The 18,072-nt window shown below is 67.7% G+C and carries 16 protein-coding genes and 3 pseudogenes; 14 read left to right on the forward strand and 5 right to left on the reverse strand.

What is annotated here, in order from left to right; translation table 11 throughout:
• Positions 1 to 40 precede the first annotated feature (40 nt).
• Positions 41 to 517, forward strand: coding sequence for a DUF1453 family protein (locus K7C20_RS37465; protein WP_048829820.1), 477 nt, complete (start codon positions 41 to 43; stop codon positions 515 to 517).
• A 61-nt stretch (positions 518 to 578) separates the two neighbouring features.
• On the opposite strand, the pseudogene K7C20_RS37470 reads toward K7C20_RS37465, so the two are convergent.
• A pseudogene (locus K7C20_RS37470) lies at positions 579 to 860 on the reverse strand (IS5/IS1182 family transposase); the annotation flags it as partial.
• A gap of 89 nt (positions 861 to 949) precedes the next feature.
• Between K7C20_RS37470 and K7C20_RS37475 the strand changes: the two are divergent.
• From K7C20_RS37475 to K7C20_RS37510, 8 genes and pseudogenes are all read left to right on the forward strand, one after another.
• A pseudogene (locus tag K7C20_RS37475) lies at positions 950 to 1,390 on the forward strand (flavoprotein); the annotation flags it as partial.
• A gap of 815 nt (positions 1,391 to 2,205) precedes the next feature.
• Positions 2,206 to 2,316: a keywimysin-related RiPP gene (locus K7C20_RS37480; RefSeq protein ID WP_107050258.1), complete on the forward strand. Its 111-nt coding sequence runs from the start codon at positions 2,206 to 2,208 to the stop codon at positions 2,314 to 2,316.
• A gap of 25 nt (positions 2,317 to 2,341) precedes the next feature.
• Positions 2,342 to 4,195, forward strand: a complete 1,854-nt coding sequence (locus K7C20_RS37485; protein ID WP_048829819.1) for a lasso peptide isopeptide bond-forming cyclase — start codon at positions 2,342 to 2,344, stop codon at positions 4,193 to 4,195.
• 29 nt (positions 4,196 to 4,224) lie between these two features.
• Complete coding sequence (locus tag K7C20_RS37490) at positions 4,225 to 4,479, forward strand: lasso peptide biosynthesis PqqD family chaperone (RefSeq protein WP_030084614.1); 255 nt, start codon at positions 4,225 to 4,227, stop codon at positions 4,477 to 4,479.
• Positions 4,476 to 4,907: a lasso peptide biosynthesis B2 protein gene (locus tag K7C20_RS37495; RefSeq protein ID WP_030084612.1), complete on the forward strand. Its 432-nt coding sequence runs from the start codon at positions 4,476 to 4,478 to the stop codon at positions 4,905 to 4,907. The genes K7C20_RS37490 and K7C20_RS37495 overlap by 4 nt, the downstream gene beginning before the upstream one ends.
• 10 nt (positions 4,908 to 4,917) lie before the next feature.
• A complete protein-coding gene (locus K7C20_RS37500) occupies positions 4,918 to 6,762 on the forward strand; it encodes an ABC transporter ATP-binding protein (protein WP_048829818.1) in 1,845 nt (614 codons plus the stop codon).
• Between the two features lie 561 nt (positions 6,763 to 7,323).
• Positions 7,324 to 7,617, forward strand: a complete 294-nt coding sequence (locus K7C20_RS37505) for a hypothetical protein (protein ID WP_053209672.1) — start codon at positions 7,324 to 7,326, stop codon at positions 7,615 to 7,617.
• A gap of 160 nt (positions 7,618 to 7,777) precedes the next feature.
• On the forward strand, positions 7,778 to 8,638 hold the full coding sequence (locus K7C20_RS37510) for an alpha/beta fold hydrolase (protein WP_245171530.1): 861 nt from the start codon (positions 7,778 to 7,780) through the stop codon (positions 8,636 to 8,638).
• A 113-nt stretch (positions 8,639 to 8,751) separates the two neighbouring features.
• On the opposite strand, the gene K7C20_RS37515 is transcribed toward K7C20_RS37510, so the two are convergent.
• A complete protein-coding gene (locus K7C20_RS37515; protein ID WP_048829817.1) occupies positions 8,752 to 9,465 on the reverse strand; it encodes a hypothetical protein in 714 nt (237 codons plus the stop codon).
• Positions 9,466 to 9,573: 108 nt separating this feature from the next.
• Here K7C20_RS37515 and K7C20_RS37520 point away from each other — a divergent pair, with 108 nt between their 5' ends.
• Together K7C20_RS37520 and K7C20_RS37525 are read left to right on the forward strand one after the other, a co-directional pair.
• Entirely contained in the window at positions 9,574 to 9,894 is a 321-nt protein-coding gene (locus tag K7C20_RS37520) for an IS5/IS1182 family transposase (RefSeq protein ID WP_048829816.1), read from the forward strand.
• 594 nt (positions 9,895 to 10,488) lie between these two features.
• Entirely contained in the window at positions 10,489 to 11,685 is a 1,197-nt protein-coding gene (locus K7C20_RS37525; RefSeq protein ID WP_150127301.1) for a hypothetical protein, read from the forward strand.
• On the opposite strand, the gene K7C20_RS37530 is transcribed toward K7C20_RS37525, so the two are convergent.
• The 3 genes and pseudogenes from K7C20_RS37530 to K7C20_RS37540 all read right to left on the reverse strand — a co-directional run bounded on the left by K7C20_RS37530 (position 11,607) and on the right by K7C20_RS37540 (position 13,563).
• Positions 11,607 to 11,882, reverse strand: a complete 276-nt coding sequence (locus tag K7C20_RS37530) for a transposase (RefSeq protein WP_160328749.1) — start codon at positions 11,880 to 11,882, stop codon at positions 11,607 to 11,609. The two genes, K7C20_RS37525 and K7C20_RS37530, sit on opposite strands and share 79 nt — an antisense overlap.
• Positions 11,883 to 11,969: 87 nt before the next feature.
• Positions 11,970 to 12,230: a hypothetical protein gene (locus K7C20_RS37535; protein ID WP_030084604.1), complete on the reverse strand. Its 261-nt coding sequence runs from the start codon at positions 12,228 to 12,230 to the stop codon at positions 11,970 to 11,972.
• 318 nt (positions 12,231 to 12,548) lie between these two features.
• Positions 12,549 to 13,563, reverse strand: a pseudogene (locus tag K7C20_RS37540) (IS5 family transposase).
• A 356-nt stretch (positions 13,564 to 13,919) separates the two neighbouring features.
• Between K7C20_RS37540 and K7C20_RS37545 the strand changes: the two are divergent.
• From K7C20_RS37545 to K7C20_RS37555, 3 genes are all read left to right on the forward strand, one after another.
• Positions 13,920 to 15,671 carry a pentapeptide repeat-containing protein gene (locus K7C20_RS37545; RefSeq protein ID WP_053209673.1) on the forward strand — a complete coding sequence of 584 codons (1,752 nt, stop codon included), beginning with the start codon at positions 13,920 to 13,922 and terminating at the stop codon, positions 15,669 to 15,671.
• 252 nt (positions 15,672 to 15,923) lie between these two features.
• Entirely contained in the window at positions 15,924 to 17,195 is a 1,272-nt protein-coding gene (locus K7C20_RS37550) for an LmeA family phospholipid-binding protein (RefSeq protein WP_245171499.1), read from the forward strand.
• Positions 17,196 to 17,430: 235 nt separating this feature from the next.
• Positions 17,431 to 18,042, forward strand: a complete 612-nt coding sequence (locus tag K7C20_RS37555) for an IS5 family transposase (protein ID WP_409351339.1) — start codon at positions 17,431 to 17,433, stop codon at positions 18,040 to 18,042.
• Positions 18,043 to 18,072 lie beyond the last annotated feature (30 nt).

Here is an 18,072-nt window from a genome sequence, read left to right on the forward strand (position 1 = left end):
TTTTTAGCTCAGTCGTGCCATAAAGATGGGTGGTATCTGCGTGAACCCCTGGCTGTTCGCCGCGATCGTCGCGGTGGTCGTGATCGCGGTCGTGATCAAGCGGATGATCGGTGAACCGGTCAATGCAAGGGACCTCTTCGTCGCCCCCGCGATCCTGACCGGGATCGGCGTCCTGTCCCTCGTCAAGATGACGGATCTGACCGGCACCGACCTCACCTGGGTCATCACGGGCGCCGTCCTCGGCGCGGCACTCGGCGCACTCCGCGGCGCCACCGTTCAACTCGTCGACAGGGGAGGCGTCCTGTGGCAGCGGTACACGGGCCGCACCTTCCTCGCCGTGATCGGCACCCTGGCGATCACGGCTGGCTTCAGTGTCCTGGCGGTGAAGATGGGCATGCACGAGAACGCACGACCCGTCCAGCTCTCCATCGGCGTGAGCTTCCTCGGCGAGTCCCTCATCGTCGGCCGCCGCGGCATGGCTTCGGGAATCCCCTTCGCCCCCGCACGAACTCGCTGACGCATTGCCATATCCCGAGCCCGCACATGTCGGACTCGCTCGGCTGGCACCGTCCGACAGGTCATGAGCGGAGCCAGAGGCGAATGGCGGCGACGGTCACGGTGCCGTGGAAGATGTACGCCCGCTTGTCGAATCGGGTGTCTACAGTGCGGAAGCCCTTGAGCGCGTTGATCGTTCGCTCGACTTCGTTTCGACGCTTGTAGATCGTCTTGTTGAAGCCGGTGGGCCGGCCGCCCGCGTTACCACGGCGCTGGCGGTTGGCCCGCTGATCCTTGCGCTCGAAAATCGTGTGCTTGTTCTGCCGACGCCGCAGATAGCGGCGATTCCGGCGGGACGAGTACGCCTACTGGCCCGCGAGAAGCACACAGCCCAGGCCGTCACCCTGGTCCGGCACACCGCCGATCAGCTCACCGCGCCCAGGCGCAGCACTGAGATGTAGGCGTAGTCGCCACCCCGCAATCGCTCGGCTTCATAGACGTTCAAGCAATCGAGACGCAGACGGGCTACCCGATCCGTTCCGCATGGCGCACTCCCGGCGACCCTCGCCCGTTGCCGCCGGCGGATGCGATCGCCGTCGCTCCGGCCACGTTCAACACGATCAACAAGTGGGCCGCCGGGATCTCCGACACCCTCGCGGTGGGCATTCTGTGCGAGGCGTACGGCTTTGGTATCCCCACCGCCGTGCTCCCGTACCTGAACTCGGCCCAGGCAGCCCATCCTGCATACCGGCAGAGCCTGGACCGTTTGCGCGAGATGGGCGTCCTGATCGGCTCGTACGAACCTCACAAGCCCAAGGTCGGCGGCGGTGCTGATCGTTTCCGCTGGGAGGAGGCGCTGGAACTGCTCGTCCCCCGACTGTCTCCTCGGACCTGATCGCTTGTGCTCGTGGACGACGAGGGTGACGCGGACGCCGGACGCGCGCAGTTCACGGGCGAGGCTGACGGCCTGCTCCAGCTCCGGGTGCTCGGTGGCGCGGCTGGAAACCTTCTCCGAGAGATCCGGGCGACACCGGCCTCGGCCAGGGAGTCGACTTGGGAGTCGAGGGACTGTCGGACGGTGGAGGCACGGGCGTAGTCGAGGCGGACGTGTCCGGACGGCTCGGCGCCGGCGTCCGCTGGGCGCGGCAGTTCGGTCCAGGGCCCCAGCTTGCGTACGGCTGGGGTGGGCACGTTGAGGGCATTGGCGAGGGAGGACACGACCGGGAAACGTGCGGTGTGGTTCTGGAGGGCCACCCTGGCCTCGGTTCGTCTGCGAGGCGATGGAGACCGGCGGCAGCATCGAGCCATTCAGGCAGAAAAAGCGGGGACGGAAGCACGGCGGCAAGATCGGAGTGCGCCCCGGCGGCTCCGCCCGGCTCCCGTCGGCGCGCCCTCTTCGCGACACCCACCGTGCGCTTCTCGATGCGCAGGTCGAAACGATTCTCCGTCCTTGCACGCCTCCCGCTCGCCGCATGCTTCATTTTCGACGAACCTCGTGAGCCGCGGTACAGCTCTCCGGCCATTTAAGAACCTATGGTCCCATTTTCTCTGGCGACCTTGCTGCGGCATCCACCTATGCACGTAGCTATTGCGTGCACCCGCTTCCTTGTTCCGGCTCCCGATGAGCCTGGACAGGACGGCAGTGAACCGGCCTCCGGTTCGCAGCCGCCCAGGAGGGGCGGTCGTGACACCTGTACGTGAGGAGAAGTCATGAAGAAGGCTTACGAGGCGCCGACACTGGTCCGGCTCGGGACGTTCCGGAAGAAGACCGGGCTCTTGCAGAGCTCCGGCAACGACCGTCTCATCCTGAGCAAGAACTGACGAGCGACGGTCCTGACCCGACGTCATGACTGAACTGCACGAGAGTGCGGGGACGGGCCCCGGCGACGCGCACTTCACGGTCTTCACCGACCGGGAGGACGCGGCCGCCGTGGCCCGCTCCTTCGCCCGCCCCGGAACTCGAATCCTGCAGCACGCTTCGGGCCGGCCCTGGCTGGTGGGGCAGTGGCACGAGCAGGAGATCGTCACCGCGCGCGCCGGCCACACGGCCCTCGCCGTCATCGGCTGCTGTCCGATCGATGCCGTAGAGCTCGAGCGCCAAGCCGGGCGGCTACGTGATCTCGCCGAACTCGACGCACTGGCCCGCTCCCTTCCCGGTAGCTTCCATCTCGTCGCCGCGCTCGACGGGCGGCTCAGGGTGCAGGGCACCGCCTCCGGGCTCCGGCTGGTCTTCCACGCCCCCGTTGACGGAACACAGGTGGCTGCCACCCGCGCCGACGTACTCGCCGCCGCGCTCGGCACCGACCCGGACGAGGAGCAACTGGCCGTCCGGCTGCTGTGGCCGGTTCCCCATCCACTCGCCGAGGCACCCATGTGGCGCGGCGTCACCGCCGTGTCCCCCCAGGACGCCCTGATCGTCTCGCCGGACGGCCGGACCGTACGCCACTCGCGCTGGTGGACACCGCCGGAACCGGTACGCACGCTCGCCGATGGCGCCCCTCTCGTCCGCGAAGCCCTGGCCGCGGCGGTCGACGCCCGTACCCGGCAGGGTGGCCTGGTCAGCTGCGACCTGTCAGGCGGCTTGGATTCCACCTCCATCTGTTTCCTGGCGGACCGCTCACCGGCACGGGTAGTGGCCAGCACCTTGCCGGGTCGCGACCCCGCCGACACCGATCTGTACTGGGCAGAACAGGCCGCCCGCTCGTTGCCGGACATCGACCATGTGGTCTGGGACGCCGATACCTCGCCGCTCGTCTACACCGGCCTGCTCGGCATCGATGACCTGCTGGACGAACCGACCATCGGCGTCATGTACCGCTCGCGGGTCCTGCACCACCTGCCCGGCCTGGCGGAGCGCGGCAGCCGATTGCACCTGACCGGCATCGGCGGCGATCACGTGGCCTGGTGCTCGGAGGCGTACTACCACCGACTGCTCCGCACCCGCCCGCTGTTCGCGCTGCGGCAGCTGCGCTTCAGGGCCCTGTGGCAGTGGCCACTTGGCGGCACGGCACGCGCGCTGGCCGACTCACGGTCCTACGGTAAGTGGCTGGCCGACTCCAGCTGCCGCCTGCGAGACCCACTACCCGCCACCGTCAGCACCAGCCTCGGCTGGGGCATGCCCCCTCGCCTTTTCGACTGGGTCACCCCCGACGCCGAGCGGATGGCCCAACGGGCGCTGCGCGAGGCCGCCATGACCGCCGTGCCGCTGCACCCGGACGGCGGCCTGCACACCGACCTCGAACAGATCCTTTCCTGCACCCGCATCATCCGCCAGTGGGACCGGATGGCGGCCCGGGCCGGCGTACCGATGGCATCGCCGTTCCTCGACGACCGCGTCATCGAGGCATGCCTCGCCATCCGCCCGAGCGAGCGCGTCACGCCCTGGCAGTACAAACCCCTCCTGACCGCCGCCATGAGCGGGATCGTGCCCGATGCGTGCCTGCGGCGCACCAACAAGGCCGCCGCTTCCATGGACGCATCCAACGGACTGCGCGAACACCGCGCAGATCTGCTGGCGCTCTGGGCGGACTCCCGGCTGGAACAGCTCGGCCTGGTCGACGGCGCAGCCCTGCGTCGGCTCGCCCAACGCCCGGCCACACCCGAACTACGCGACGCGATCCTCTACTCGACCATCGCCGCCGAAGTGTGGCTGCGCGGCCTCCCCCGAACTACCGAGCCCAAGACTCCCGCCTCCTCATGACCACCGTTCCCCAGTAGAAAGGCACACGCATGGCATTGAAGTTCGGGGCCGATGTCTCCACTGCCGAGACGGACTACGGCACAGTCCTCCTGGACCAACGCGCCGGGGGCTATTGGGAGTTGAATCCCACCGGCACCCTGGTGGTCAACACGCTGATGGCGGGCGGTGACGAAACCGCCGCGGTCGCCGCGCTCGCCGACGAGTTCGACATCGACCTCGTCCAGGAGAAGCAGGACGTCGACGCCCTCGTACAGCAACTGCGGGCCTCGGGGCTGGCCGAATGACGACCCCCAGCGCCCTGGAGCGGCCCACCGGCGTGCCCTTCGCCCGGCGCCTGGCCGCCCGACTCGTCCTGCCCCCCGCCCTCGCGCTCTCACTCCTGCCGCCCCGCCGGATCCGCGCCGTGCTCCACCTCACATGTCGCGGAGCCACACCGGCCACCGCCGCACAGGCAAAGAACGCACGGGACGCGATGTGCGCGGTGAGCCTGCGCTGCGCAGGCCCGAAAGGCTGCCTGCCCCGGTCTCTGGGAGCCGCGCTGCTGTGCCGCCTGGGAGGGAGCTGGCCGACCTGGTGCACCGGGGTGCGCGTGGTGCCGCCGTGCACGGCGCACGCCTGGATCGAGGCGGACCGCCGCCCCGTGGACGAGGGTGTACCCGACGACTTCACCCGGCTCATCACGGTCGCCGCCGCGAGCCGATCAGGCCGATGACGACACCGTCGTGGATCAGGCGCAGCCGGCGGCCGAGGGCGACCGCTCCACCCGGGCCGCGGTCGCCACCATGCACCGGCTCACCACCGGCCACCGGGCCTCCATCACCGTCGCCACCGTACTCACCCTCGTCGGCTCCGCGCTCGGGCTTGCCCAGCCGCTCGTCGCCCAACGGGTCGTGGACGCGAGCGGGCGCGGACAGATGTTGTGGCCACTGTTGCTGCTCCTCGCCGTACTGTTCGTCACCGAAGCGGCAACGGGCGCGGTGAGCCGCTTCGTTCTGGAGCGCATGGGCGAAAGCATCGTACGAGGGCTGCGCCACAGTCTGGTGGCGCGGCTGCTTCGGCTGGAGATGCGGGAGTACGACCGGCACCGCAGCGGCGACCTGATCTCCCGGGTCACTGCCGACACCACCCTGCTCAGAGAAGTCGTCTCCCAGGCACTGGTCGACCTGGTGACGGGTGCCCTCGTCGCGGCGGGGGCGATCGTCCTGATGGTGTGGATCGATCCGCTGCTGCTGCTCCTGGTCGCCCTCACCGTAGCTACCGCCGCCGTGATCGTCGCCTCGCTCCTCAAGGGCATCCGGGCCGCCTCCGAACGCATGCAGACCTCCGTCGGCGCGATCGCCGCCGACCTCGAACGCGCGCTCGGCGCCCTGCCGATGATCCGGGTTCACCGAGCCGAGGACCGTGAAGCGGGCCGCATCGGGGAATGCGTCGAATCGGCGTACAGCGCCGGCGTACGGACCGCGAAACTCGCCTCCGTGATGAGCCCCGCGGTCGAACTCGCGGTACAGGGCTCCTTCCTGATCGTCCTGGTCATTGGCGGCCTGCGGGTCAACGGCCACGCCAACTCCCTCGGCGACCTGGTCGCCTTCTTGCTGTACGCCTCCTACCTGGTCCGTCCGCTGTCCTCGGTCTTCCGGGCGGTCGGCCTGCTCCAGCGTGGCATGGGGGCTTACCAGCGCATCGAGCAGGCGCTGTCCCTGCCGGCGGAGCCCTCCCAGGAGGCGCCGGCCGTCCGGGCATGCACGCGCGAACCGGCCCGGCGGACCGACTCGTACCAGGAGCCCGCTCTCGCCCTGCGGAATCTCAGTTTTGGCTACGACCCGGACCGGCCGGTGCTGCGCGGTGTCTCGTTCACCGTCCCCCACGGGCAGCAGACAGCCCTGGTCGGCCTGTCGGGTGCCGGAAAGAGCACGATCTTCGCCCTCGTCGCCAGATTCTACGAACCGGACTCCGGGGCCCTGCTATTCGATGGCCTGCCCGCCACCGCACTGAGCCGCACCGCATGCCGCGGACGCATCGCCGTCGTCGACCAGAACACCCACGTCGTCCGCGGTACCCTCTGGGACAACATCACCTACGCCACGCCCGACGCCACCGAGGCCGAGGCACGACGCGTCGTCGAGCTCGCCCAGCTAGAAGGGGTCGTGCGGCGGCTGCCGGGCGGCTTGTCGGCAATGCTCGGCGAGCGCGGCGGCACCCTGTCGGCGGGCGAGCGCCAGCGCGTGGCCCTGGCCCGCGCCCTGCTCGCCCGCCCCTCGATCCTCCTGCTCGACGAGCCCACCTCCCACCTCGACACCATCAATGAGACCGCGCTCACCACAGTGATGAAGGACGTCGCCCGGGAATGCGCCCTGCTGGTCATCGCACACCGGCTCTCCACGGTCCAGCACGTCGACCAGATCGTCGTACTGGACAGCGGCCGCACCGCCGCCCGCGGACGTCACGAGGAACTGCTCACCAGCAGCCCCATCTACCGCGAACTGGCTGCTGGACAGATGCTCCGCCCGGCCAACGCCCGGACCTCCGCCGACGCAACCGTCCGCCCCCACCCACGCCACCCGTTGTGAACCGGACACGGGCACGACGCCGAGAGGACCTCAGGCAGCCCGGCATCCCGCCCACTTATGACCGGCAGGCTACCGACCCCGCCCCACCGATGTCGGCGCTTGCCGCGAAGACCACCAGCTCACGAACCAGTCAGGATCAAGATCATTCCTTAGCGCTCAGTCCGCCAGCATTACCGGTGGGTCCCGAATGCGCGGCTGATCGGCAGGCAGTGGTGACCGACATCCGCGCCGGCGTCTACTACCTGCGGTGTCCGGGCCGGGGCGAGTGGCCGGTGGAGGACCCGGACATGCTGTGACGCGGCCGCGCGCCGAACGCATCAAGGCCGACGGGTCGTGCCACGGACTCTTCCGGTGAGCGGCGCGCACGCCCGCCCCGGCAGGACTCCATCGCCGTGGCGGTGTGGCGGCCCATCATGCTGCTCGCCGCCCTCGGGGTGAGAGCCCCGACCGCGTCCTCAGCGGCGCGGTAGACGCCCACAGCCCCCCGTCCCGCGACACCATGCCGGACACCGCGGCGCCGACCGATGCAGCCGGGCACGCAGCTCCAACACGTCCCTGCCGGTGCGGGACACGCACCAGCGCCTAGGCCGTCTCTTCCGGATCACTGACCGGATCGGCGACGCCAAGCCGGTCAGCACCGGTCATGGCGGCACCGCTTACCGCAACAATCAGCAGGTGTTCGTCTACAGGGTTGCGCAGCGATTCGACTCCAACACCTCCGCCGAAGACGCAGCGGGCGCAGGAGCCCAGATCGCGGCCATCGAGGAACAAGGATGGTTTTTGACGAACATGACGTCTGCCCCAGGCGCGGACCCCCAGGTGACCTACCTGGTCTGCCTGTTCCGCCGACGTTGAAAAGCGCTCTGAGCCGGCGGCACGCAGCTCACGCCAGCACGCGGGCGTCCATGCTCATCGCAGCTGGGCGGCTTCGCTGTTCGGCCCGGCGCTGCTGAGCTTGTTCTTTAACCTTTGGCGGAGCCTCAGTGACGTTGGTAGGTTTTTCGCGGTGACTTTGATGGAGGCACAGGGCCTCGTGTCGATGACCGACGAGGCGCAGTTGCGCTGGATGGCGCTGGGGGACACGACTCGCCAGCTGGCCGTGATCCTGCTCCATGGCGGTCCGGGTCTGCCGGACTATCTGAGCGATGTCGCCCTCATGGTCGCCGACCTCGTGCCTGTGTACCGGTACGACCAGCGTGGCACGGGCCAATCCCCGTGGCGGGGCCCCCATTCCTTCGCCCGGCATGTCGACGATCTCGCCGAGCTGCTCGACGCATGGCGCGTGCCCAAGGCCGTGCTGATTGGGCACTCCTACGGCACCGATCTGGCGAGCCGGTTCTGCCTGACACACTCTGACCGGGTTGCCGCGACGCTGCTGATGTGCGGCCCATTCGTCGGTGATTGGCGTACCGGGTACCGAGCTGAGCGCGGCCGCCGTATGTCCGCAGCGCAGCAGGAGCGGTTCCGCGAGTTGGAGGAGCTGCCGCATCGCACGGAGGAGCAGGAAGTCGAGCTGCTGACGCTGGCCTGGTTCACCGACCACTCCGACCCCGAACGGGGGTGGCACTGGGCCGCGCAGGGTGCCCGGCGGCGGCGCCCCGTCAACTGGGCTATGAACGGTGAACTTGGCAAGGAAGGATGCGCGGATCCGCTCGATGAGCATCTTGCCGAGCTGCGTGCGTGTCTTCCCGCGCGAGCGGAGCTTGTGGGTGGGGCCGACGATCCCCGCCCTATTTCGGCTCTTGAATCACTCGCGCTCCGGCTCGGTCTTCCGCTGACGCGGATCGAGGGCGCTGGGCACGAGCCCTGGTTGGAGCAGCCCGACGCCGTGCGTGCGCACCTTCGGCGATTCGTGCAAGGCACGGTGGGCGCATAGGGCTTCGATCGGTTTGCTGGCCGGCCTCATTCCAGGCTGTCGGTACCGCGGCGGGTCCGGTGTCGAAATGGGCCTCGAACTAGGGCCCGTCTTCAAACAAGTTGATGCCACACTCAGATGTTCAGTGCTGCTTGGCGTAGAACGCGAGGTGTGGAGACGTGGCCGTCGCGCATGACTGAAGCCTCTACGAGCACTGCGATATCGGCGGCCAGTGAGCGGTCGGCCCCGTCTTCCGTCAGCCAGCGGGCTGCGGCCACCGTGCCATAGGTGGACCAACCGCCGATAAGTACGACGCGCTTGTTCGGGTTGAGTGGGTTCGTGGCTCTGATGATGTAGCCGCAGTCCCGTGAGATCTCGCCGTCCGCGGCTTCTCCTCGGTACGCGGTGCCATCCCAGGTGATCTCTCCACCGCCGAGCTGGAAGGGCAGCGACTCCGCCATGGCGACGAGGAGGCGGCGGGCAACCTCATTATTCTTCGGGCCGCCGAGGACGAGCAGGTCATGTTCCATCTCATGACCTGGCAGATGGGCTGACAGTCGGACCTTCTCCAGATTGAGGTCCCGGTAGGCCTGTGTCAGGGAGGGTGCGAGCAGGGACAGAGCTCGGACCTGCCCCAGACCGGCCACAGGGCGCTGGTAACGCCCCGTGTCTATGTGGGCGGTGTCCAACACGACGGAAAGCTCGCCAGCCCCGGAATAGCGCCATGTGCGGCGCGCTGGCAGTCGTCTGACCACGAACCAGCGCACCAGCCCGCCGAGGCCGGTGAGCACGGCAGCAACCACCGCACTGAATATCTGCGAGCCCACAGCCCCCGCGATGCTCTCCATGTCCTTCGCTCCCCTCGCTCCCTCAGACCCTAGCGTTGGGAGGCGCCCAGGACTCGCTCGACTGGATCATGGTCTGGTGCGTCATGAACTCACCGACCAGAATGGGACTTGTTGGCTCCGCTGATACCGCGGGCCGTGAACGAGCGACCACGGGCGAATGACCGCAGGGTCATGAGTGGCATGGTCGACAAGATTCGTACCGGGATCACGTGGCGTGATCTGCCTGAACGGTACGGTCCGTGGCAGACCGTCTACTCGCGCTTCCGCCGGTATGCCCTGGATGGAGTGTTCACGCGGATCCTCCAACAGATCCAGGCTCAAGCCGACGCTTCTGGAGTCGTCGACTGGCTGGTACAGATTGCCCCCACCATCGTCTGTGCGCACCAGCACTCCGCCGCCACCGGTCGGGAAGGGGTCCGTGCAGCCTGATCCAGGGGCCGGCGCACCGCTCCCCGTGCCCGCGGGGATGAGCCCAGCGCCCCTCTGCGGGGTGGGGCAGCAAAGCGCCGCTCCCCGTGCCGACGTTTTCCGGCCGAGGGAGACGTTCTGTGGCCAGTGACCTGGGATTGAACGTAGCGGACATGTACGTGGCGGCGCTCGCGGGCGGGCGCTGTACCACTCGATCGAGTGCCGTGGACGGACCGTTGCCGGTGTGCCACGCAAACCGTCGCCGGCCTGAAAGGTAGATCCCCCGTGCATTCCGTTTCCTGCTGCCTAAGTTGCCTTCTTCATGCCAACGCGGCATACAGCGCCCCATGCTCGCGTCTGTTCGACCAGGGCCTTCACCGGTCCACTCGTGCGGAGCATCGCGTCGGTGAGCTCGAAGAGCGCATCCGCACGGAGTATAGGTAGCCATAGAACTCGACCCGAAAGCGGGACAACGGGTACCTCGACGGGCAGACTCACACGCAGCGACGGTTCAGGCCGACTGAATGGGAGGAACACTGTCCTGTGAAGCCCTGTCGGATCCCGAGGTTTCCTGCCACGATCTAACTTTCCTAATGGGCGTGGGGGAGTTGAGGCATGGTGGAAGCGGAAAATCTGTCGGCGGTTGCCATGCAGTTTCTGACGGCCGCTGCCACTGGGACCGGAACAGGTCTCGGGGATGGCGTGGCGAACTTGATTCGGGAGCGACTCGGGGAGTCGCCGACCGGCGTTGGAGCCTTGGAACGCTTCGAGCGGAGCCCGGAAGATCCACAAGCAGCTGATGAGGTAAGCGAGTTGGTGGGCGAAGCCATCACGGCAAACCCGGCCTTCGCTGAGCGCCTGGAGCGTGCTTCGATCACGGCCCGTGCGACCGCGCAGGGCACAGGAAACACCGTGCACGGAAACCTCAGTGCTGTATCGATTTCCGGAAGAATGAAAGGCAATATCACGATCGGTCCAGTCACCATGTCGGACACGCCCAAAACGCGTGCCGCACTGGTAGGGGCTGGACTCGTGATGGTCGCACTACTCGCGCTGGGAGCCTATGGCGGTGTGCGAATGCTCGAAGACTCCTCGCCCGACAAGAACAGTCAGGGCTCTACATCTGGTGGACCTGAAAGCGGCCAAGGCGTGGACCCCGCCGTGTCTGGTGGACCTGAAGGCGACCAGGGGGTGGACTCCGGCACCAGTCAGCCGCTGGGGCAGTTAGCGGTAACGACGCCGGACTTGTCCGCTAGCCCCTTCGGCTGGATAGCAAGCCCCGTCACGAACGCGAATGGACCGGTCGTTGCCAACACAGTCGGTGCGGTCGCCGATGACCCAGCGTGCCAGCCCGTGGTGGATCTTACCGACGGCGAACCAAAGGGAGCGGAACCTGTGCTGCTGGGGCCGATGTCTTCACTCACTTCAACCGGCAAGGGGTGGCAAGTCAAATTGCTCTTGCGGGAGTACAGCGACGAGCGTGAGGCTAAAGACACCATAGATCATTCCATCGCCGCCATCCGAGATTGTCCATCATTCACTGTTGATCTATCTCCGGACTTGGTTAATGACTCCGTAGAAACACGAGTAATAGCCGCCGGCGACAACAACTTGGCTGGCGAACGAGTTGAGTTCACCCTTCGCCAGAGCAGCGAAACGGGGAAAGTCCAGAAAGGTGAGGAGTACTTGCGCATGACTGCGATCCGCAAAGGGGCCCGCCTGGCAGTATTTTATCAGGGTGAAAGCTCCGTCAGTGGACTCGCCCCCTTCGCGGCGTTGCCCATCGAGGAGCAGAGCAAAAAGCTCGGCTGACTGTTAGCACCCGGGGCGGCTTCGCCCACACTCGCGCTGCCGACCAGCCTGTGAAGCGTCTGCCAGGAGGCGCCGAACAACGGCGGCAACTGGCGCCAGGTACAGTCCGACGTGGCCGACACGATCGCAGCCAGCACTGCACGATCGTCGCACCGCCGCCGTCCCCCACCCTGCGGGCGCTTCGGCGCCTCCGGCACCAGCCGTTCGACGTGGCCAGCGTGTGACGGGCCTGGTGAGGTACCCAGGCGCCGATCTCCAGGGCCGCCAGCCGGTCCCGGAAGGCGTCACCGCTGCATGTGATCATCGCTGAGCAGGGCCGGGTCCTGGCCGCCTCCGGGAGCAACGGCGGTCAGGAACACTCCGAGCTCGACGCCCGCCCTTCGCCCGCTCTCGATGCGCTGCGGGCTTCGCGGCCCCTGGGGAGAACGCAAGCGGCGAGCCACGCGATCCCAGAGCAGATCACGGAGCCACCGCTGCGGCACGTCGGTGAAGTCGAAATGGCTGGACCGACGTTTGTAGCGGATGCCGTAGTGCTCGGTCTCCACGAAGCCGGCCTCCTTGGCCTCCTGCGGAGTGACGTAGATGATCCGCAGCGAGTGTGACAGGCGCCCGCTTGGGCCGCTCCCCGTGCCCGCGGGGGTGAGCTCACGCCGGTGCGGCGCGAGGGCCTGCTACGTGGCTCGGGCTGGGCTGCTGGGTACGGGGTGCCTGGCTCTTGGCGGTGTCAGGTGGGTGGCCGGGTGCTTGGCAGGGGGATTGCCAAGCGCCCGGCCTGGGCACCGGGGTGCCATCTGCCGCCGGACCGGAACGCGCACTTCGTCCGGATTCGGCGGACGGTGTCATGGCGGGGGAGCGATGCACCGTCAGCACCACCAAAGCCGGACTTGCACTAGGCGCTGTTTCTCGGATCGTGTTCGGAGCGAGATCATGAGGGTCGCGGCCGTGACGGTTCCGAGGTAGACGTAGGCGCGTTTCTCGTAGCGGGTGGCGATGGCCGGAAGCCCTTGGGGCGGTTGATGGCTCGCTCGAGGGTGTGGGGTTTTTTGTAGCGTTCGCTGTCGAATCCGGTGGGCGGCCGCCGTCGAAAGCCGCGGTTGTGCCGGTGTCGTTGTTGGTCGAGGCGTTCGGGGATGGTGTGCGGGATTCCGCGTTGTCGCAGGTAACGGCGGTTCTTGCGGGAGGTGTAGGCCTTGTCTGCCAGGACGTGGTCGGGTCGGCTGCGTGGCCGCCCGAGTCCGGTGCGGGGTACGGAAACCTGCTTCAGCACCCGCTCGAGCCGGGGGCCGTCACCGTAGTGCCCGGGTGTCAGAACGAGGGCGAGGGGTCGGCGTCGTCTCTCGGCGGCGAGGTGGATTTTGGTGGTGGAGCCGCCGTGGGAGCGTCCTAGGCATTCGCCGATCTGATCACTTCCTCCAATCGGACGGCCAGTTTCCGCAGCACCGGATCGACCCGGTTCGTCCCCTGCCCGGCCCCCTTTTGAGGAACCGCGGCTGGGGGCACCTTCCTCGCGCCGGCGGCGTGCTGGTGGGCCCGCGCCGCGGTGGAGTCCACTGACACGTCCCAGTCGATTCGGCCCTCAGCGTCCTGGGCAGCCTGGACCAGGGACAGTAGCCTCTCTCACGTGCCGTCCGCTGACCAGCGGCGATGACGTTTGTAGACCGTCTCCTACGGCCTGGACCGCTCGGGAAGATCCCGCCGCTGCACACCCGTCCGCACCCGGTACAGCACCCCGTTAATCACCCGTCGGTGATCACTCCACCGCCCTCCACGCGCACCACCACGAGGCAAGAACGACTCCAGTCGATGCCACTCTGCGTTCGTTAAATCCCCACGTCCATGGAACCAGCCTGACCCAACACCCCACCCACGTCCGGAGATCCGAGAAACACTGTCTAGGAAGCCCCGCCCCTTCGTGTCACCCAGTTTCGGAGTTTCTTGGCTGTTCCGGGCAACCTGCGCACCTCCGTAGCCCGCCGTGCGCGGAAGCCGTCCTCACCTCGTTGATCACGGAGTATGTCGGACCGCACGCAACATTTCAGTAGCGCACGATGCATTTCGGTGCGTCCTTCAGCACCGCACCGAAGGTTTCAGTGATGTCCTCCGAGACACGCGGTTAAGGCAACTATCCGGCCGTGCTCAATCGTCCTTCAGGCATGACGCACCCGAGCTCCGCACCGTCCCCAAATCTGCCTGACTGGCCGCACTGCGGCCACGGCACTACCCCAGAAAACCCAATGGGCTGCCGCGGCATCCACGTAACCGGCCACACCGCATGCCTCGCCCACCTAACTGATGCCGACCGCGACGCCTACCTGGCCGGACTGGTCCCCGGCAGCGACATCGACCATCGCGGCACCCCGTTCACCGGACCTCTCGTCAGTGCCCTCCTCGACGCCCTCCGCGACCCCGCCACCGGACACCCCCGCCTCGGCCTCGCCCTGTTCGGCTCGGCGACCTTCCATGGCGGCGCCACGTTCGAGTCGGCGACCTTCCAAGCCGCCGTATTCGGCCGGGCGGCCTTTCAAGGCGTCACCAGCTTCGCTTCGACGACCTTCCAACACCGCGCCGTGTTCTACTCGGCGACCTTCCAGGACGGCGCCACGTTCGAGTCGGCGACCTTCGAAGGCGGCGCCACGTTCGAGTCGGCGACCTTACAAGCTGCCCAGTTCGAGCGGGCGACCTTCCAAAATGACGCAGCGTTCGGCCGGGCGATCTTCCACGGCGGCGCAGGGTTCGAGTCTGCGATCTTCCATGGCGACGCCGGGTTCGAGTCGGCGACCTTCCGAAGCGACGCCGGGTTCGAGTCGGCGACCTTCCGAAGCGATGCCAGGTTCGGCTCGACGACCTTCCACGGCGACGCCGGGTTCGAACAGGCGGTTTTCGAGCGGTTGGCCAGCCTCGGGCCGTTGGTGTGCGCTGAGCGGGTGGTGCTGTCCGGCGCCGTGTTCGGCGGCCCGGTAACCCTCTCGTTTGCCGCGCGCCGCCTGGAGTGCCGGCGGACCCGCTGGTCGTCAACAGCAGAGGTGCGTCTGCGCTACGCCACGGTGGACTTTGCCCACGCGGTCTTCGAATACCCCCTCACCATTGCCGCGGAGGCCGAGCCATTCGTGCTCCCTGACGGGCTGCCGGTTGCGGAACATATCCTTGCCAGGGATGCCGGGGTGCGGATCGCCTCGCTGCAGGGAGTGGACGCGGCACACCTAGTCCTGGCCGACGTCGACCTTTCGGGGAGCCTGTTCACCGGGACCGTGCATCTGGACCAGCTGCGGATGGAGGGCGCCTGCTCCTTCGGCACGGCACCGTCCGGCATGCGCTGGCGCACGTGGCCCCCTGTGCGGTTCACCCAGCGCCGCATACTCGCCGAGGAATGTCACTGGCGCGCGAGCCAGCCGACAGCGGCTGGGGGCTGGACCGTGGCGTTGTCTGGCTCCGGACACGTCGGGCCGGCGCAGCTGGCGCCTGTGTACCGGGCGCTGCGCAAGGCGTTCGAGGACGGCAAGAACGAGCCGGGGGCGGCGGATTTCTACTACGGCGAGATGGAGATGCGCCGTCACGACCGCACTGGCACCACTCCTGCCGAGCGCAGACTGCTGCACGGCTACTGGCTTCTGTCCGGCTATGGCCTGCGCGCCTCCCGGGCCCTGGGCTGGCTCGTTGCCGCTATGGTCGTCACAATCGTGCTGCTGATGGGCTTCGGACTCCCCAAGGACGCCCCGAAGCAGGAAGCGACCGGCACTGTGGCGCCCGGCGGAGGCAAGGTCACCTTCGAGATCGACAAGGCGGACCCCCAAAACGCCACCAAAGACAGGTTCACTGGCAAGCGCTTCGAGAAGGCCCTGAACGTCACGCTCAACTCGGTGGTCTTCCGCTCTTCCAACAATGACCTGACCACGGTCGGCACCTACATCGAGATGGCCTCCCGCGTAACCGAGCCCGTTCTGCTGGGCCTCGCGGTCCTGGCCGTCCGCAACCGCGTCAAGCGCTGACCACCCACCCGAGGGCATGTGGGCAGCAGAAAGCCGCCGCAAGCCAACGGTTGTGTCTAGGGTCTTTCCGGCCCGCGTCGTGGCACGCGGATGCGGGCCATGGCCCAACGCTTCGTTCTGGGGCGAGTGGGACAGACCATCTTCAACTGAACGCAGTGCTCGGGCACGGCGTCGACTCGGCTTTGGCGCCCTCTGCGTTGGTATCTCGAAGACTGTGCACAACTTGGTTCGAGTGCTTTGGGGTGTGGTCGCATGGTGGCGATGCTCTCCAACGAACCTTCCGCAGACTCCAAGGCGCGGGTACCGGCGAGCCGTGCTGCTCAGCCCGGCCCGGCCTCGGACAACCAGTGCCCGGATGAGCCGTCGGCCCAGGGCGGTGAAGAGCCGGACGCCTCGTCGACTCAGGGCAACACCGCTGGCGCCGACTCCGGTACAGGCACCAGCACCGTCGCTACTGCCGCCGACAGCGGCACGACCTCGGCCACGGTCACTGGCGCCGACGACGCTGTTGTCGGCGCAGATGGAGTCGCAACCGCAGCCGACGCAGGCACTGACAACACGAGCACCGGCGACGAGAAGGAGCACCCGCGGGCCGCGCGCAAGCCGCGGCGGATCGTGCGGAGGACCGCGAAGGTGGTCGTCGCGCCGGCCGTCGTTCTTGCGTTTCTTGCGCTCGGGGACCGGTGGGCCGTGCTCTACGCGGAGAACCTGGCGGCGCAGCAGGTGCAGAAGGCGCTGAAGCTGCGCGCCGAGCCCGAGGTGCACATCGACAGCTTCCCGTTGATCGGGGAGGTGCTCGAGGGCAACATCGACCACGTCGAGGTCAACGTCCCCGATGTCGACGCCGGGCCGGTCTCCGTCGCTCAGGTGAAGGGGACGGTGGACGACATCCGGATCGTCGGCAGCCTGCCGTCCTCCGTCAAGGGTGCGGTGCTGAGCCGGGTGCGCGGCGACATCCTGCTGGACTTCAAGGACCTGAACCGCGAAGTCGGCGCGTCGCAGATCCACTTGATGCCCGGCCCAGAGAAGAACACAGTGCTGGCCGGCGGCGACGTGCCGGTGGGCGACAAGCAGGCCCAGGTCCGGGGGCGTGCGCAGTTGCAGCGCACCGGGGACCGCGGCCTGCGCATGACCGTGCAGGACACGCGCGTGGTGGTGCCCGGCCTGCTCACGTATGTACCGGGTAAGGGCGGTGGCTTGCAGCTGACTGCACCCGTCGCCGAGAGGATGGACAAGGGCGAGCTGCAACAGGCGACCGGGAAGCGCGTCCTTCCGCATCAGATGATGAAGGGCCGCGTGTTGGACACGCTCGTGGACCATCCGTCGCTGCTCAAGCCCACCGGCATCGATCCCTCGCTCATCCAGGGCCTACAGAAGCTCCGGGAGCCGAAGGTCGCGCAGCAGATGGAGTTCTCCGTGCAGCTGCCGGACAACCTGCCGGGCGACATTCGGCTGCGCGACATCTCCGTGACGAAGAACGGCATTCGGGCGCAGCTGACCGGCAAGGACGTACCGGTGGGCTAGTACTGCAACGGTGCTTGTTCTGAGTGCCGGGCAGTTTTAAGGGGCTGTGTCCGCGTCGTTTGTAGTGACTCAGGCGGGGCCTGATATTGGCGTCGTCGGCGCCATGTTGACCAGTGCAGGATGTGCTCGATCGGTGCTGGCCGGGGGTCGGTGAGGCGGTGGATCAGGCGTCGGATTTCGGCGAGGCTTACTGATCGTTTCAGAATGAGTTCGGTGTGGCGGCTGGGAGTTGGGGATGCCGTCGGGCAGGGTCTGGCGGGTGGTTGATGATCTTGTCCCTGATGACTTGTGGGAGCGGATAGCCCCGCTCATCCCTGCCCGGCCGCCGCGTCGGTACCGGTTCCCGGGCCGGAAGCCGGTGGAGGACCGTGTCGCTCTCGCGGGCATTGTGTACGTACTCCGCAAGGGCGTGACCTGGGCTGACGTGCCCGCCGAGCGGATCGGCTGCAGCGGGGTGACCTGCTGGCGACGCCTGCGGGACTGGACCGAAGCCGGGCTCTGGCCCCGCTCCACGAGGCTCTGCTCACCGAGCTGCGCAGAGCCGGCCTCCTCGACTTGGACGACTGCTCGATCGACGGCTCCCACGTCAGGGCCCTCAAAGGGGGCTCACACCGGACCTCCGCCAGTCGACCGCGGCCGTCCCGGCAGCAAGCACCATGTGATCGTCGACCGGCACGGCACTCCGCTCGCGGTGTCGCTGACCGGGGGGAACCGGCACGACGTCACCCAGCTCATGCCGCTGCTGGACGCGATACCCCGCATTCGCGGACTGCGAGGACGTCCCCGGCACCGCCCCGGCGGCTGTTCGCGGACCGCGACTACGACTTCGACAAGTACCTCCGTCTGACCGCAAGCGCGGGATCGCCCCGAAGAACGC

Source organism: Streptomyces decoyicus (genome assembly GCF_019880305.1).
Taxonomy (GTDB): domain Bacteria; phylum Actinomycetota; class Actinomycetes; order Streptomycetales; family Streptomycetaceae; genus Streptomyces; species Streptomyces decoyicus.